Annotated in this window: 14 protein-coding genes and 1 pseudogene; 6 read left to right on the top strand and 9 right to left on the bottom strand. The window is 48.9% G+C overall.

Annotated elements, in window-relative coordinates; translation table 11 throughout:
* Window positions 1–187 precede the first annotated feature (187 nt).
* Together MD588_RS19480 and MD588_RS19475 are read left to right on the top strand one after the other, a co-directional pair.
* The gene (locus MD588_RS19480; RefSeq protein WP_265699322.1) at window positions 188–829 is read left to right on the top strand and encodes an ABC transporter ATP-binding protein; all 642 of its coding nucleotides are present in this window, start codon (window positions 188–190) and stop codon (window positions 827–829) included.
* Window positions 822–1592 (top strand): ABC transporter permease, encoded by a 771-nt coding sequence (locus MD588_RS19475; protein WP_265699321.1) that lies wholly within the window; start codon window positions 822–824, stop codon window positions 1590–1592. Before MD588_RS19480 ends, MD588_RS19475 begins: the two co-directional genes overlap by 8 nt.
* A 282-nt stretch (window positions 1593–1874) precedes the next feature.
* On the opposite strand, the gene MD588_RS19470 is transcribed toward MD588_RS19475, so the two are convergent.
* The 5 genes and pseudogenes from MD588_RS19470 to xdhA all read right to left on the bottom strand — a co-directional run bounded on the left by MD588_RS19470 (window position 1875) and on the right by xdhA (window position 8816).
* Window positions 1875–2339: a tetratricopeptide repeat protein gene (locus tag MD588_RS19470; protein WP_265699319.1), complete on the bottom strand. Its 465-nt coding sequence runs from the start codon at window positions 2337–2339 to the stop codon at window positions 1875–1877.
* A gap of 296 nt (window positions 2340–2635) precedes the next feature.
* The gene (locus MD588_RS19465; RefSeq protein ID WP_265699318.1) at window positions 2636–3940 is read right to left on the bottom strand and encodes a nucleobase:cation symporter-2 family protein; all 1305 of its coding nucleotides are present in this window, start codon (window positions 3938–3940) and stop codon (window positions 2636–2638) included.
* On the bottom strand, window positions 3937–4749 hold the full coding sequence (gene xdhC, locus MD588_RS19460; protein WP_265699317.1) for a xanthine dehydrogenase accessory protein XdhC: 813 nt from the start codon (window positions 4747–4749) through the stop codon (window positions 3937–3939). Before xdhC ends, MD588_RS19465 begins: the two co-directional genes overlap by 4 nt.
* 226 nt (window positions 4750–4975) lie before the next feature.
* Window positions 4976–7381, bottom strand: a pseudogene (gene xdhB, locus MD588_RS19455) (xanthine dehydrogenase molybdopterin binding subunit).
* Complete coding sequence (gene xdhA / locus MD588_RS19450; RefSeq protein WP_265699316.1) at window positions 7374–8816, bottom strand: xanthine dehydrogenase small subunit; 1443 nt, start codon at window positions 8814–8816, stop codon at window positions 7374–7376. Before xdhA ends, xdhB begins: the two are co-directional and overlap by 8 nt.
* Before the next feature lie 164 nt (window positions 8817–8980).
* Here xdhA and MD588_RS19445 point away from each other — a divergent pair, with 164 nt between their 5' ends.
* Window positions 8981–9994: a phosphotransferase gene (locus MD588_RS19445; RefSeq protein ID WP_265699315.1), complete on the top strand. Its 1014-nt coding sequence runs from the start codon at window positions 8981–8983 to the stop codon at window positions 9992–9994.
* The gene (locus tag MD588_RS19440; RefSeq protein ID WP_265699314.1) at window positions 9991–10995 is read left to right on the top strand and encodes a 3'(2'),5'-bisphosphate nucleotidase CysQ family protein; all 1005 of its coding nucleotides are present in this window, start codon (window positions 9991–9993) and stop codon (window positions 10993–10995) included. Before MD588_RS19445 ends, MD588_RS19440 begins: the two co-directional genes overlap by 4 nt.
* A 10-nt stretch (window positions 10996–11005) precedes the next feature.
* Here the strand turns inward: MD588_RS19440 and MD588_RS19435 are convergent, their stop codons facing one another.
* Genes MD588_RS19435 through MD588_RS19425 form a run of 3 tightly spaced genes read right to left on the bottom strand, consistent with a single transcriptional unit; the run spans window position 11006 to window position 12652 of the window.
* A complete protein-coding gene (locus tag MD588_RS19435) occupies window positions 11006–11689 on the bottom strand; it encodes a hypothetical protein (protein ID WP_265699313.1) in 684 nt (227 codons plus the stop codon).
* A 13-nt stretch (window positions 11690–11702) separates the two neighbouring features.
* Window positions 11703–12209, bottom strand: a complete 507-nt coding sequence (locus tag MD588_RS19430) for an enoyl-CoA hydratase (RefSeq protein WP_265699312.1) — start codon at window positions 12207–12209, stop codon at window positions 11703–11705.
* An 11-nt stretch (window positions 12210–12220) separates the two neighbouring features.
* Window positions 12221–12652, bottom strand: a complete 432-nt coding sequence (locus MD588_RS19425) for a c-type cytochrome (protein WP_265699311.1) — start codon at window positions 12650–12652, stop codon at window positions 12221–12223.
* 132 nt (window positions 12653–12784) lie between these two features.
* Between MD588_RS19425 and MD588_RS19420 the strand changes: the two genes are divergently transcribed.
* Entirely contained in the window at window positions 12785–13417 is a 633-nt protein-coding gene (locus tag MD588_RS19420) for a cytochrome b/b6 domain-containing protein (protein ID WP_265699309.1), read from the top strand.
* Between the two features lie 9 nt (window positions 13418–13426).
* Window positions 13427–13855, top strand: coding sequence for a MarR family winged helix-turn-helix transcriptional regulator (locus MD588_RS19415; RefSeq protein ID WP_265699308.1), 429 nt, complete (start codon window positions 13427–13429; stop codon window positions 13853–13855).
* Window positions 13856–13990: 135 nt separating this feature from the next.
* Here MD588_RS19415 and MD588_RS19410 read toward each other — a convergent pair.
* Window positions 13991–14684: cytochrome-c peroxidase (locus MD588_RS19410; protein ID WP_407676597.1), on the bottom strand; the 694-nt coding region annotated here is incomplete at its 5' end.

The following is a 14684-nucleotide window of genomic DNA, read 5'->3' as shown; positions in this document are numbered from 1 at the left end:
TGACACGCAGATAACTATGGATAAAGAGGTTGTTACACCAGGTTTTTCCTGTCGCGCTCTCTCGTTTAGAGTCCTGCTGAACTAGATAATTAATTTTATTGATGGAACGAATGACTTTCATCGATTTGAGTCATGATACTATGTTCATTAGACTGCAAAGGTCGGAAGATCTAAGGATGATGGGTGTATGACGCAACAGATCAGCAGTGTTTTGGCGTTAAGAGAGCTAGGCTCGGGCTTTGAAAGTTCGGAGCAATATTTCTTGACCTGCACAATAAAGCAAGGCGAGCACCTGGCGATATTTGGCCCTTCCGGGTGTGGGAAAACCAGTTTGTTACAGGTTCTTGCCGGTCTGCGCCCGCCTGCCAACGGCTCATTTTCATGGCAAGGCAAACCTATTGATGCTGAATCCCTGAGCTGGTGGCGGCAGCAGTTTTGCTACTTGCCGCAGCAACCGGTTATGGGGGCTGATAGCCTCGGGGAGGCGCTGCGCCTGCCGTGGCAGCTAAAGGCGGCGAAACTCCCTGTGCCAGATGATCAGCAATGCCAGGCTGTTCTCGATAGACTTTCCCTTTCTCATCCTCTTGATAAGCAGGTTTCACAGCTTTCCGGTGGCGAAAAGCAGCGACTGGCAATTGCCCGCGCACTTTTGATGGAGCGACCGCTATGGCTACTCGATGAACCGACTTCTGCGCTTGATCCGGACAGTCGGAATCAGGTGATTGCACTGCTTTCAGAATTACCAATGACATCCGTGTCGGTCTCACATGATCCGGTCTGGCTGCAAGCCTGTCATTATCAACATGCAATGGGAACTAACCATGGATAATGCGCTGAATATAACGAATCTCGCCCTGTCCGGTTTTTACCTGATGCTGCTGGTTCCCCTATTTTTGTTTCACCGTTGGCAACTTGGCCTGAACCGCGTTTTGGTTGAAGCCGTACTGCGGATGACACTGCAGCTGGCGATAGTGGGGCTCTACCTGCAAACCTTGTTTGATTACCAGAGCCTAGGACTCAATGTGTTGTGGCTGTCGGTAATGGTTTTGGTTGCCAGTTACAGCATCTGCCGACGGGCTGAAGTCAAGATCAAGAAAGTGATACCGGCTGTTATTATCGGATTACTTGTTGCCTTGCTGGTGGTATTGCCGGCTATGCTGGCCGGGGTGATCCAGGCTGAACCCTGGTGGCAGGCCAGATATATGATCCCGGTGGCGGGGATGCTGCTGGGTAATTGTCTGACAGCCAATGTCATGGCCTTGGAGCGATGGTATAGCAGCTTGAAAGAGAAGCAGGATGAGTACCAGTTTTACCTTTCTCTCGGGGCTCCAAATCCGGTGCAGCCTTTTATCAAAACTGCCGTTAAGGCGGCGTTGTTGCCTCAGTTGGCGTCGATGAGTACGTTAGGGATCGTTAGCCTGCCGGGTATGATGACCGGCCAGATCTTAGGCGGTACCGAGCCGCTGTTGGCGGTGAAGTACCAGTTGGCGATCATGGTGGCGATATTCCTTTCTGCGACTCTGTCCGTGGCGACCTCACTGGCTGTAGTGAGCCGCTATGCCTTCAATCGTTATGGGCAACTGGTAATTTAATTCTGAATGAACGCCATCAACTATATAGATTGCGAATTGGAGTTGTTATTTTCATTACGAAATCAGTAATTTGAAGTGTAAGCGTTACCGTTAGTGATGTTATTTGTTGTGATAATGAAACGATGTTTGAAATGAAAGTTAAGATTGAAAGGATAATAGTTTTCTAACTATATTATTTAATAATCAGAGTGAATACTAAGAGAAGGGAGAATATATTCCCCTACCATTAGGGGAAATATAATCATGGTCTATCTAACTTACTGAATGAAAAGCCAGAAAATCTTACTGAAGGCCAACGAACTCTAATAACTGCTTAGAGTCATCATTACCATTTAAGAAAGATTCATTTAACCAATAGGTTCCTTGTTCAAGGTCTTCTTGGCTATTGCCTGCCAAAACAAGGCTGGCGCCTAGCTCGTACTGCGCCTCGGCCTCGCCGTTGTTGGCCGACTTCTCGAGCAATTGCAAAGCACGTTGTTCATTTTGAGGACAGTGCTTACCTTGTTGGTATAAAGCGGCTAAATAAAACTGGGCATAGCGATCATCAAATTTATCGCCAAGCTCCAAATAATAAATAGCATTCTGGTAGTCATTTTCATTTAGATAATACTGATACATTAACTCGGTAATGTCTGCATTATTAGTTGATGACTCTTTTAATATGCCTAAAAACTCGTCAGAGACTGAAGTGTTTAATAGTTTTTCTTCAATTTCTTCCAGGCACAGTTCGTTTTTTTTGTTGTTCATGATTTATTTTTATCCCCTAAAAGCGAGAGGCAAAAATAACAGATTAAACGAATGTATTGAATAAAAGCTCAGTATTCAAAAATTGATAGTAAATCAACAGGCTAGTTTTTGCGTAATATGATTTACTCTTTATTTCAGCGGGTTAATAATTATTGATAATGCGATCTTTGTCACAATAAATGTTGTTGGGTGCTTGATTTTTGAACGAACCTTCCAAAGGTCATACTTTGCTATAGTCGAAATGGGCTGAGACCACCGACAGAGATCCTCTCCCGAGGCTAGCTGTATATAACCAGTTAGCGCGCTCGCTTTTCATTATCTGGGGAGCTGGGAAGCAGGAAGTTAAGCAGGATAGTTATGATGGCTCCGGTAGCAATTCCGGAGTGAAACAAGGTAGCCATCCCACTCGGCAGGTGCTGAAGCAGTCGAGGTTCAAAGGTAACGGCCAATCCAGATGCCAACCCGACACAGACGACCAGGGCGTTGCGTTTGGTGTCGCTGGCTCTAACCAGCATTCGGATCCCGGTATAGGCAATCATCCCGAACATCACCAATCCCACTCCGCCAATCACCGGTTTTGGGATGGTGACGGCAAGGGCGGCAAATTTCGGTACCAGACTTGCCATGACCAGCAAGGCTCCGGTCGCGGCTACGACGTAACGGCTGGCAACACCGGTGAGACCGACAATCCCGACATTCTGGCTGAACGAAGCCAGTGGCATTGCCGTTAGCAGGGCAGCGAGCGTACTTCCCAGGCCATCTCCGAGTACCCCCCGTTTGAGATCGTTGCCGGAAACCTTGACCTGGCAGTTATTGCCCAGGGCGATAAAATCACCTGTGGCCTCGGCGATCACCACGAGATAGACCAGACTCATGCTGAGGATCGCTTGCCACGAGAAACTGAAGCCGTATTTGACAGGCTCTGGATATCCAATCCACTGGGATGAAGCGATTTGCTGCAGGTCGACCATGCCTAAGAGGAGTGCCAAAAGGTAGCCGCTGGCTAGGCCAATGACGATTGCTGCCGCGGCCAGTGTGCCACGGCAGAAAACGGAAACCACAATCACGATTGCCAGTGAAACCATGGCCAGAAATAGCTTCGGTAAGCTGGCAAATTCTGTACTGGATGCAGGAGCATCACCTATCCAGTTCATGGCCACCGGCAAAATCGTTAAACCTATCAGGGTAACTACGACGCCGCTGACAACCGTAGGGAACAGTTTTCGAACCTTATCCATATAAAAGCTGGCCGTAATGACAACCAGAGAACCCAGCAAAGCGGCCCCCATAATGCTGCTGATACCACCGTTTTTACCTATAGCCATCGCCACGCCCAAGAATGCGAAGCTGGATCCCATGACTACAGGTAGGCGGATCCCGACAGGCCCGAGACCAATACATTGGACGATAGTCGCGATACCGGATGCCAGCAGCGAGGCATTAATTAAAGTAACCACCTCATTGGCGGGAAGGCCGAGCGAGGTGCCGACAATCAGCGGAACGGAGACGATACCGCCAATCGAAGCCAGCATGTGCTGGAAGGCCAGTAATAGGGTTAAGCCAACAGGTGGGCGTTCATTGAGCGTATAAATGAGCTTCATACTGGCTTTAGGCTGTTGTTTGGCTGGTTTTGTGGACGCTGTGTCTGGTAGTGAGCGATCAACTGCGCCGTGACAGCGACAGCGATTTCGGCCGGGTGTTTACCTTTTACTTCGCGGATGCCGATCGGGCAGATCATCCGGTCGATAATTGCCTTGCTGTAACCGCGCTGGCTTAGTTGGAAATTAAACCTCTTTCGTTTGGTTTTGGAGCCGATCAGGCCAAAATAAGCGATATCTTGTCGTTTGAGAATTGTGCGAGCAAGGTCGAAATCAAGCTGGTGGCTGTGGGTCATTACCAGGTAGTAGCTATTGGCAGGCATCTGGTTGACCTCACTGACCGGATCGTCACTGACTAATTTCGTTGTACCCGCCGGGATCTGTTCGGGGAATGCATGGTGGCGCTGGTCAATCCAATTTATCCGAAAGGGCAGGGTCGAGAGAATATGAATTAAGGCTTTACCAACATGGCCTGCCCCGAAAAGGGCAAGGTGGTGTTCCTGTTGCTGAATCGGGTCGAAGCTGAGCGTGGTGATGCCGCCGCAGCATTGACCAAGGCGGGCACTGAGGTTGAAGTGTTCGATTTTTAGCTGACTATTTTCATGAAGCAGCATTTCCCGTGCAATTTGTATTGCCTTATATTCCAAGTTGCCGCCTCCGATGCTCGCGATAACAGATTCCTGAGTCACCAGCATTTTCGTGCCGGCATTACGAGGTACCGACCCCTTGTCTTCCAATACTGTGACTATCACGCAGGCTTCGCCACGTTCTTCCAGTCGGGCCAGCTCGTGAATCCAGTTATCACCGAACATATGAAGCTCCTTCTTGGTTGAAACTCATTTCATGGCGAGGACGGAGCATGCTTATTGTTGTTTGGGATCCCGGTTGGCGGTGTTATACCAATCTAAATAAATATCTGATCATTTTTCATGGCTAAAATCACCAACTACAGTGTTGGCTATTTTGTAATTAGAACCACTAGTTACTGCAATTTCCGCCTTGTATTTGGCAATTTTTCCTCATGAAAAAGTAGATCATCTACTTATCCAGATTGGTATTAGATTTCGCATTGTCGGTTTGCTGGAGTTTTTTTATTGCCCACAGTACCCGCTCCGGGGTGGCCGGTGTATCGAGTGTTGGTATTGCCCCGCTCTCCGAAGTATAGGAAATCGCATTTTTCAAGGCGCTTAATACCGAGATGGCCAGCATCAGTGGTGGCTCACCAACGGCTTTGGAGTGGTAGATAGTCTCTTCCGCGTTGGTGTTGTGCTCGAGCAGTTGGGTACGGAAATCCACTGGAATATCGGCAATAGTCGGTATTTTGTAGTTTGCCGGACTGTTGGTGGTTAACCGGCCATCTTCGTCCCACACCAACTCTTCCGAGGTCAGCCAACCGACTCCCTGAATAAAGCCCCCCTCAATTTGGCCTTTGTCTATCGCAGGGTTCAAAGATGAGCCAACATCATGACAGATATCCGTGCGGAGAATTTTGTATTCACCGGTTAAGGTATCGATGATGACCTCAGAGCAGGCTGCACCGAACGCGTAGTAGTAGAAGGGGCGACCACGTGCTGTTTTTTCGTCGTAGTGAACTTTCGGGGTGCGATAGAAGCCGGTGCTGGATAGCGATATTTGGTTTACATATGCCAGCTGAACCAGCTCGGTAAGTGGCAGTATGTTATTGCCAATTTGCACCGAACCATTGTTGAAAATTACCTGCTTCTCACTGACTTTGAAGTGAGAGCTGGCAAACGAGATCAACCGCTGTTTGATGGTTTTCGCTGCATTTTGTGCGGCTTTACCATTCAAGTCGGCACCAGACGAGGCGGCGGTTGCCGACGTGTTCGGGACTTTGTCGGTGGTGGTGGCTGTGATTTGGATACGTCCGATATCGACCTGAAACTCTTCTGCTACAACTTGGGCAATTTTAGTGTTGAGTCCTTGCCCCATTTCGGTGCCGCCGTGGTTGAGGTGGATACTGCCATCGGTATAGATATGGATGAGAGCGCCAGCCTGATTTAAAAATGAGGCCGTAAAGGAGATACCGAATTTTACCGGGGTAATGGCCAGTCCCTTTTTGAGCAACGGACTGTTTTTATTGAATTATCCGATTGCCTGGCGACGAGTATGGTAGTCGCTGCTGGCTTCAAGCTGCTCGGTAATTTCATTCAGTAGGTTATGCTTGACTGTCTGGTAATAGTGAGTGACATTGCGGCGCCCTTCATCGCTGTAGTAATTGGTTTTTCGCACCTCAAGCGGATCTTTGCCAAGGAAGTTGGCAATCTCATCCATGATGGTTTCAATGGTCACCATGGCCTGCGGTCCGCCAAAGCCACGGCAGGCGGTGTTGGAGGCGATATTGGTTTTGCAGCAATGTGCGGTAATGCTGACATCGCCCAGATAATACGCATTATCACAGTGGAACATGGCACGGTCGATGATGGCACCGGACAAGTCTGGCGAGTAGCCACAGTTACTGGCTAGCGTGATCTCTATGCCTCTGATCGTGCCGCTGTCATCAAAGCCGACAGTGTATTGGTTATAGAATGGATGGCGCTTGCCGGTCATCGACATATCTTCGTCGCGGTATAGCCGTATTTTTGCCGGGCGGCCGGTAAGGTGGGCGACGACGGCCGCCATACAGGCCGGGCCTGCTGCTTGTGTTTCCTTACCACCAAAGCCACCGCCTATCCGGCGGGTTTCGACAACGACATTGCGAATTGGGGTATCCAGTACCTTGGCAACTTGCCGTTGTACATCGGTTGGGTTTTGGGTAGAGGAGTAAACGATCATCCCGCCGTCTTCCGTCGGTACTGCACTGCTGGCCTGGGGTTCGAGGTAGAAGTGTTCCTGCCCGCCGATATGAATTTCACCGCTGATGACATGGGGGGCACTGCTAAGGGCGGCTGCTGAATCTCCCCGTTGCTGCCAGTGGCTGTCATTGACAAACTGCTTTTTCACCAAGGCTTCTTTGATATCGAGAATAGCAGGCAGTGGCTGGTACTCAATAATTGCCGCCTGTGCCGCATGGTAGGCGGTTTCGAGATCGTTGGCGGCAACGACAAGTACTGGCTGGCCGACGTATTCGACCTTGCCGTCAGCCAGTAAAGGGTCGCCGGGAAAAATGGTTCCGATATCGATCTCGCCGGGAATGTTTTTGCTGGTGATCACCCGTGCCACTCCGTCAAAGTCATAACAAGGGCTGACATTGAGCTGGGTGATATTGGCGTGGGCATGGGGGCTTAACCGGGCATACAGGTGGAGCTGGTTCGGATATTCAAGACGATCATCGATATAGATAGCCTCACCCGTTACATGCTTGTTTGCACTGTCGTGACGAACGCTGTGTCCGACACCAGTTCTCAGGACTTGCTTGGCCTCGGTAATATCGGTGTCGGAGATGATGTCATGACGTGCAACCGCAGGATCTTTGTGACTAGCCATAAGAGGTCACCCTGGTTGTGAAGTGGCTGTTTTGCTGCTCGATAAAATAGCGGTAGAGCATGTTGGCGGCTATTTGCTGGCGGTATGCTTTGCTGGCGCGAAAGTCGGACAGCGGAACAAAGTCAGACTCCAGTGCGGCTATTGCAGTATTTATCGTGTCTAGGTTCCAGGAATGGCCAACCAGGCTTTGTTCACAGTTGACGGCGCGCTTGGGAATAGCGGCCATGCCGCCAAAGGCGATACGGGCAGAGATGACCGTATCTGCTTCGATTTCGATATAAAATCCGCCGCAGACGGCTGAAATGTCATCACCGATCCGTTTTGAGTTTTTATAGCCATGGAACGTTTTGTTGGCCTCCGGTTTGGGGATGGTGATTTTTTCGATGAATTCGGATGGCCTCAGCTCGGTTTTCCTATAGCTAATGAAATAATCCTCGACAGGAATAGTGCGGGAGTCGCTGCCTTGGCGCAGGGTGATACTGGCATCTAGTGCGATTAACAGCGGCGGGGTATCGCCGATCGGGGAGGCATTGGCAATATTGCCTCCCAGCGTACCTTGGTTGCGGATCTGCAATGAGGCAAAGCGACGTAGCATCTCACCAAAGTCCGGAAAGTAGGTGTTGAGAATAGGGTAACAGTCGCTGAGGGGGACGTTTGCCCCGATATTGATATAGTGATCTGTTTCATTGATGCACTTCATATCTTTTATCCGGCAGATATCAACCAGTATCTCTATTTCACGGTGGTGCTGAGTGACCTCAAGCGCCAGATCGGTACCGCCGGCGACGATGCGTGCATGCGGATGTGCCAGCAGTAACTCTGCCAGCTCATCTGTTGTCGCTGGAGAAAAGCAGGATTGATTGTTCAGCTGCAATGAAGCCGGCTCGTTATTGATACTGTTGAGCTTGTCGATGGTAGATTGCATCTGCCTGGTAAAACTATCCTGGTAGGGCGCTGTTGTACTGAGTGATAGCGCAGCATCGATAATCGGGCGGTATCCGGTACAGCGGCACAGGTTGCCGGAAAGGGACTCGAGGACATCCTGCTTATCGGCTTGAGGTCGATTTTTGCTAAGGGCAAACATCGACATAATAATTCCCGGGGTACAATAGCCGCATTGTGAACCGTGATGATTCACCAGTGCCTGCTGGACAGGGTGGAGTGAACGGTCTTCTCCTTGCAGATCTTCCACGGTGATGAGTTGCTTGCCGTGCAGGGTGGAAACCAATACCAGGCAGGCGTTCACTGAACGATATTCGAGTCGACCATTGACCATTTCCCCTAATACTACCGTGCAGGCTCCGCAATTACCGGAACCACAGCCTTCTTTGGTACCGGCTTTCTTTACTTTGGTACGCAGGTAATTGAGTACTGTCATATTGGGTGACAGCAGCGCTTCTTCTCGAACTTCCTGATTGAGTAAGAATTTAATCAAGAGCACTCCTTGGCTTGCCGCGAAGGGATATTTGAATCTTTCTTACACAATTATGGCAGTTTATCGCAGAGGCAAGGTCGATTGGGCGAAGATCTTATAGGTGAAAAAACGCGTGATTTAGTACACTGCAATCAAATTCCATGCATTTCATCAATAGGCAAACAATGACAATCCCAACCGACGTTTTGCACAAGGTCGCTCAGGCTGTGGGAGCCGAGAGCGTTGCCGGTACCCAGCTGATCCAATCGCTATGGGGTGGGTATGGCGAGTTGTTTCGTGCCACGCTGGTGGGGAGCGGCTATCCAACTGTCATCGTGAAACATATCAAGCTACCCCAGCCATTACACCATCCCCGGGGCTGGAACACCGTCACGTCACATCAGCGTAAGCTGGACTCCTACCAGGTTGAAGTGAACTGGTATCAGCATTTTGCCAACCATGTCAGTGAAAGCCATTTTTCCAATCAATACTATGCTCAGTGCCCGGTGCCAAAGTGTCTGTTTGTCGAGCAGCAAGGTGATGAAATCCTGCTAATTCTTGAAGATCTAAAAGTGCTTGGTTTTAGCGAGGTGCATCAACAGATTGAGCTTGCTCAAGTGAAGGCCTGCCTGACCTGGCTGGCCAATTTTCATGCCCGGCACCTTGCGGTGTCACCCGACGGTTTATGGGAGTGCGGCACCTACTGGCATCTTGATACCCGGCCTGATGAGCTGGCAGCGTTAACCGATCCCGCCCTGAAAAGTGCCGCCAAGAAAATTGATACCGTGCTGAAACAATGCCGGTTCCAGACTTTAGTTCATGGCGATGCCAAGTTGGCGAACTTTTGCTTCACGCCGGACGGTAAGCACGTGGCAGCGGTTGATTTCCAATACGTCGGAAGAGGTTGCGGGATGAAGGATGTGATTTTGCTGCTCAGTAGCTGTGTGCCTTTTGATGATTGCAAAGCTCAGGTTCCTGGATTGTTGGTGCACTATTTTGCCGAGCTCAAACAAGCCCTGACTGAGCTTCAGCCTCATGTGATCCCCGAGCAGGTTGAGCAAGAGTGGCGGCCACTCTACTGCGTGGCGTGGGCTGATTTTCAGCGTTTCGTCAAAGGTTGGTGTCCCGATCACTGGAAGATCAACACCTACACTGAAGGCTTAACCCAGCAAGCCCTAACACAGTTGGAAATGTTATGACCTTATCCCCACAGCAGTTGCAGGCATTATTGGTCTTAGCGACTGAAGCGGCTTCGAAGGCCGGACAATATATCGCAGCCTTTGATCGCAGCCAGTTACTAGTTGATCATAAAGCAGCAGGCAACAGCTTGAGCTCGCAGGTTGTTACTCAGGTGGATCTCGATAGCCAGGCGATTATTCTTGATGTGCTTGCGCCAAGCATCGAGCAATATGATATCGCGGTTCTCAGTGAAGAAAATGCCAGCGAGGAGAATGTATCGGACCACTCCCGTTTTCAAAAAGCGTATTTTTGGTGTATTGATCCGCTTGATGGCACGTTGCCGTTTATCGAAGGTTCTGACGGGTTTGCAGTCTCGATTGCGCTGGTCGAGCAGTCCGGCAAACCGGTGATTGGTGTGGTACACAATCCGGTGACGGGTGATACCTATCAAGCGATTAACTTCCAAGCTATTTTATCTCAGGCTTCTGAACCTGAAGTAGTGAGCCATAAGCTGGCGCCTTATTCAGAAACGGCGAAGGTGCTGAAAAATGGTTTGCCTTGGCAGCCTAAAATGCAGAGTGATACTTTCACCTTGTATATCGACCGCAGTTTCGAAAACGATCCATACTATGTACCCTGTATAGAAATGCTGGAAACGTTTGTTCGGCAGCAGGGATATAGCAAGTTGAATGTCGTAAATACGTGCGGTGCGGTTATGAATGCTATCGGGGTGCTGGAAAATGCCCCGGCGTGTTACCTCAAACTTCCCAAAGTCAAAAAGGGCGGTGGCAGCCTGTGGGATTTTGCCGCCACTGCGGCAATCACCCAGGCTTGCTTGTTTTCTCACATTCATGCTCAGACTCAGAGCCCAACAAGGGTTTGGGTAAGTGACAGCCATGGCGCCCCTTTGGATTTGAATCGATTGGATTCCAATTTTATGAATCACAAAGGGGCGCTGTATGTCAGCGGGGCTGAACATGAAGCCCTGCTACGCGGGGTGAGCGGGCTTATTGATAATTAAGGGACTCACCCTAATTCGCTTTTGAATTGAAATTAAGCTTATGACCCAAGTATTCGACTTCAACCGTTGCGTAGTCTAGGTTAACCGCTTCAAATTGCTTGCTGAGTTCGCGGGCTTGCTGGGCATCTTTGGCCAGCATTGATAAGAGGTAAATCGGTCTTACCTGGCCGTTATCCAGCTGTTGGGTATTTAAGTACGAAGAAGTGACTAAGCCTGCTTGGTTTAGGCTGATCACACGTTGCAAATCAATGCCTAGTACCCGATCCATTTCTATGTTGCCGACGTTCTGCTGCCAGGTAAACGTCACCCCGTAGTTGTTATTTACCGGAGTGTTATCCAGCCACTTGGAACCCAGTGGCCGGATATTGGCAATTTTAACCAACTCTTTTTTGTACATAGGAAGGTCTGACAGTTTAGCCGTGACCTGTTCTTTATTGTCGGCTTCGATCACGAACTTCAGAATCTTTACCGGTTTGCCGTCAATGTGGCTATCCAGTGTATACATATCTTTGATTTCGCCATTATCAATTAATTCGCCGAAGGCTGCGCGTTGCTCAGCCATGGTATCCATAACTTCATGAATATCATTGGTGTTCCACTCTAGGGCAACGCCAAAATCTGCCGCCATGGCGTTTGATGCAGTCAGGCCGAAGGTAGCGGCAAGTAAGAATGATGCTGTGCTTAATACTTTCATAATGTTATCCGTCTTATTGGTTTATTGAGGTTGAGCAAATTTTTGAGTGCGGTTTCGTGCCAACCGCGCTTAATATCACCATGACGAGCAATGGCAATGCGTTGGAAATACCGATGATCATTTCTTTCTCCGCATGGGCCTGATAACTATCGCTAATTATGCCGAGGTCAAGATTCCGAGCCGCGAGCTCTGTCATTTCAGGCATCATGGGCACTAGGAATACAAAGGCGTTTACAGTCAAAAAAGCCATGCATGCGTACTGAACTTTTAGCCATAGAGGCTTTTGTTTGTATTCACGAGATTCAATCAGCGTCGCCAGTAGCTTCAACACCAACCCCGGTAAAATCAAAATGTAGGCACTCTGCTGTTTGTATACAGCGGTGTAGTAGATTGCGTACAAGTCCGTAGTACCAAGTACATTTGGGATCACGATGTGGGATAAGATCCCACCGACATACATGATGATCCCAACCAGATACATCAGCGAAACCAGTTTTTGACTGAGTGTTTTGCTAAGCATTACTTGGCTCCCTACCAACGCGAGCGATATGAACGATGGCAGCTTTTACAGGTTGCTTGAGCCTGTTCTAGGCCGGCTAGAGCTGCTGATACATCCTGGTGATTGCTGGCTTGGTAAAGCGCTTGAAACCCCTGTTCCATTTGTGCCAGCAGCTGATTAAACTTCTCCGGCTTATTCCAAACGGCGGTCTTAGCTTTGCTTCCTTCCTCGCTGCCCTGCGGGAAAAGTGTTGTCAGGTTCTGCGCATGTTGAGCAAGTTCCTGACTGTTGCTTTCAATGAGCAGCCAGTCTGGCTGGCTTTTATCCAGTGCTTTGTTTGTCACCTTCGCTTGTTTTTCAATGGCTGAAAATGCGTTTTGTCGGTATTGGATTTGCTGCTCATAGTTTTGGGCAAAACTGATGCTGGGTAGGCAAATAAGTAGGGCAACTAGCGGTGTTCTCATTATTTTCTTCCTTCCGTTTGTAGGCTTGTTTTCTGACTTGTATTTAATTTACACAACAATAGTTGCGCACGCAACTATTGTTGTGTAAATTAATGTCAAAGTTAACGAGGACGAGATAATCGGAGAGAAAGAATGAAAGTATGGGATTTTCCAACACGCTTATATCACTGGCTTCAAGCTGGATTATTTGTAGGATTGGCTGCAAGTGGTTTTCGTGGTGAGGGGCCGCATATGTATTTGGGGCTCGGGTTATTTACGCTAATTTTGTGGCGAATTGTTTGGGGATTTGTCGGAAGTGAAACCAGCCGTTTCAAGCAATTTCTGCGGTCGCCGAAAGGTGTTTTGCGCTACCTTCTTGGTCGTTTACCTGTCACGCCGGGCCATAATCCTGCAGGTGGCTGGATGGTGGTCGTGATGATTTCCTTACTGTTATTACAGTGTTTATCGGGCATCGTGGTTGCGGGATTAGCGGATAATTTGCCATTGGCTGAGCTGTGGCTTACTGATGCCGTTTTCGATATCAGCGTTATGGTTCATGGTATATGTGCCCGTTTGCTTCCAGCAGTAGTGGGGATTCATTTATTTGCTATCTTGGTTTATAAGTTGCGATCAAAGCCATTGGTGTGGGCAATGGTGGTAGGCGTACAAAAGAAACTGTCGGTATCGACTGGTGACGTTGCTATTGCATCAAATACCCGCGCATTGTTAGTGCTTGTTGTTGCTGGATTAGTTACCATGGCAATAGTTGCGCTTTCATTGATGTGAGATTAGACGATGAGTGAAGAATTTGATCGCAAAAGTAGCTTTGGATGGATGGTTAACGTAATAGCGAATCAGGCTTCAAAGATGTTTGAAGCGGAATTAAAAAAACAGGGCCTTACTATCGCACTTTGGCCAACCTTGATGTGCCTGTGGGAAGAAGAAGGCGTGACTCAAAGTGATATTTCCAAGAAGTCGAAAGTGGAAAACTCCACGACGACTCGAACCTTGGATAAGCTGGAAAAGTTAGAGTTGGTTGAAAGGCAGCCAGATCCGAATAGCCGCCGCTCATTTCGTATTTATCTGACCGATGAAGGCCGGGCATTGAAAGAGAGGTTGTTGCCTATCCCCGTTGCCGTTAACAAGGAACTCTTGAGTTCGTTAGAGCCGGATGAACAAAAAGAGATGATCCGCCTGCTGCAAAAAATGGTCGCAGCAGTGTGATATTCCAACTCGTTTTGTTCCGAACTTGCAGTGAGAGTTAGGCCATACGGCCTAACTCAAATTTATTCCTTCCCCCAATTATCCTTATCTAATTAAACTGGTTCAGTATAATTTCCACCTTCGACACATAGTTCGTTAGTCTGCCAATGGTAAGCCACTGGGCAAGTGTTTAGGCGTGCCTGGGCGCAAATCGAGGCTGGCTGGATCCGTTAGCGCATGCAGAAAGTCCATGATTCGGTCAATCTCGTGACTCTTGTAGTTAAGGTGCTGTATCTCGCTGGCATTGGCGATGTCGTTTAACACTGAGGGCTTGTTCATGATGGTAAAATCAATCGCATCCAAATCGCGGCGCGAGGGCAGAACAGCCTGGCTTTGGTCGTAATTAAACAATGAATTAATCGCATCCACATGATGTTCAACCACAGCGCGAAGGGTATTGTAGGCTCCGGTATGGCTATAAGGCGCAGTCAGCACAATATTGCGTAGTGAAGGGGTACGAAATTTATATCGGTCGGCTTCATTCAGGCGGCCATGTCCAAAATCTTCTAACCCCTTAAAGCCATCGCCTTTCCCCGGACCAATCTGCGGCATGGCAATGGCGTGAAAGTCATGGTCGGTCTGCAGGACTCCGCTGTGACAACTGCCACATGATTGTTGGTTACCATTGCTTCCTTCATAAAATAGCAACATACCTTCCTTGGCATTCTGGCTCATCGCGTGTTCGTCACCGCGAAGAAAGCGATCAAACGGGCTATCATCGGCGCGCCATACTGTTCCTTCAAAAGCGGCAATCGCATGGGCGACATGGACAAAGGTAATATCCTTGGCT

The organism is Photobacterium obscurum, assembly GCF_026191635.1.
Lineage (GTDB): Bacteria > Pseudomonadota > Gammaproteobacteria > Enterobacterales > Vibrionaceae > Photobacterium > Photobacterium obscurum.
This window is presented reverse-complemented; position numbering and strand designations above follow the sequence as displayed.

Bases quoted from the DNA above. Each gene is read 5' to 3' on its own strand.
- MD588_RS19480 (WP_265699322.1), top strand. From the start codon at position 188: ATGACGCAACAGATCAGCAGTGTTTTGGCGTTAAGAGAGCTAGGCTCG.
- MD588_RS19475 (WP_265699321.1), top strand. From the start codon at position 822: ATGGATAATGCGCTGAATATAACGAATCTCGCCCTGTCCGGTTTTTAC.
- MD588_RS19470 (WP_265699319.1), bottom strand. From the start codon at position 2,339: ATGAACAACAAAAAAAACGAACTGTGCCTGGAAGAAATTGAAGAAAAA.
- MD588_RS19465 (WP_265699318.1), bottom strand. From the start codon at position 3,940: ATGAAGCTCATTTATACGCTCAATGAACGCCCACCTGTTGGCTTAACC.
- xdhC (WP_265699317.1), bottom strand. From the start codon at position 4,749: ATGTTCGGTGATAACTGGATTCACGAGCTGGCCCGACTGGAAGAACGT.
- MD588_RS19445 (WP_265699315.1), top strand. From the start codon at position 8,981: ATGACAATCCCAACCGACGTTTTGCACAAGGTCGCTCAGGCTGTGGGA.
- MD588_RS19440 (WP_265699314.1), top strand. From the start codon at position 9,991: ATGACCTTATCCCCACAGCAGTTGCAGGCATTATTGGTCTTAGCGACT.
- MD588_RS19435 (WP_265699313.1), bottom strand. From the start codon at position 11,689: ATGAAAGTATTAAGCACAGCATCATTCTTACTTGCCGCTACCTTCGGC.
- MD588_RS19430 (WP_265699312.1), bottom strand. From the start codon at position 12,209: ATGCTTAGCAAAACACTCAGTCAAAAACTGGTTTCGCTGATGTATCTG.
- MD588_RS19425 (WP_265699311.1), bottom strand. From the start codon at position 12,652: ATGAGAACACCGCTAGTTGCCCTACTTATTTGCCTACCCAGCATCAGT.
- MD588_RS19420 (WP_265699309.1), top strand. From the start codon at position 12,785: ATGAAAGTATGGGATTTTCCAACACGCTTATATCACTGGCTTCAAGCT.
- MD588_RS19415 (WP_265699308.1), top strand. From the start codon at position 13,427: ATGAGTGAAGAATTTGATCGCAAAAGTAGCTTTGGATGGATGGTTAAC.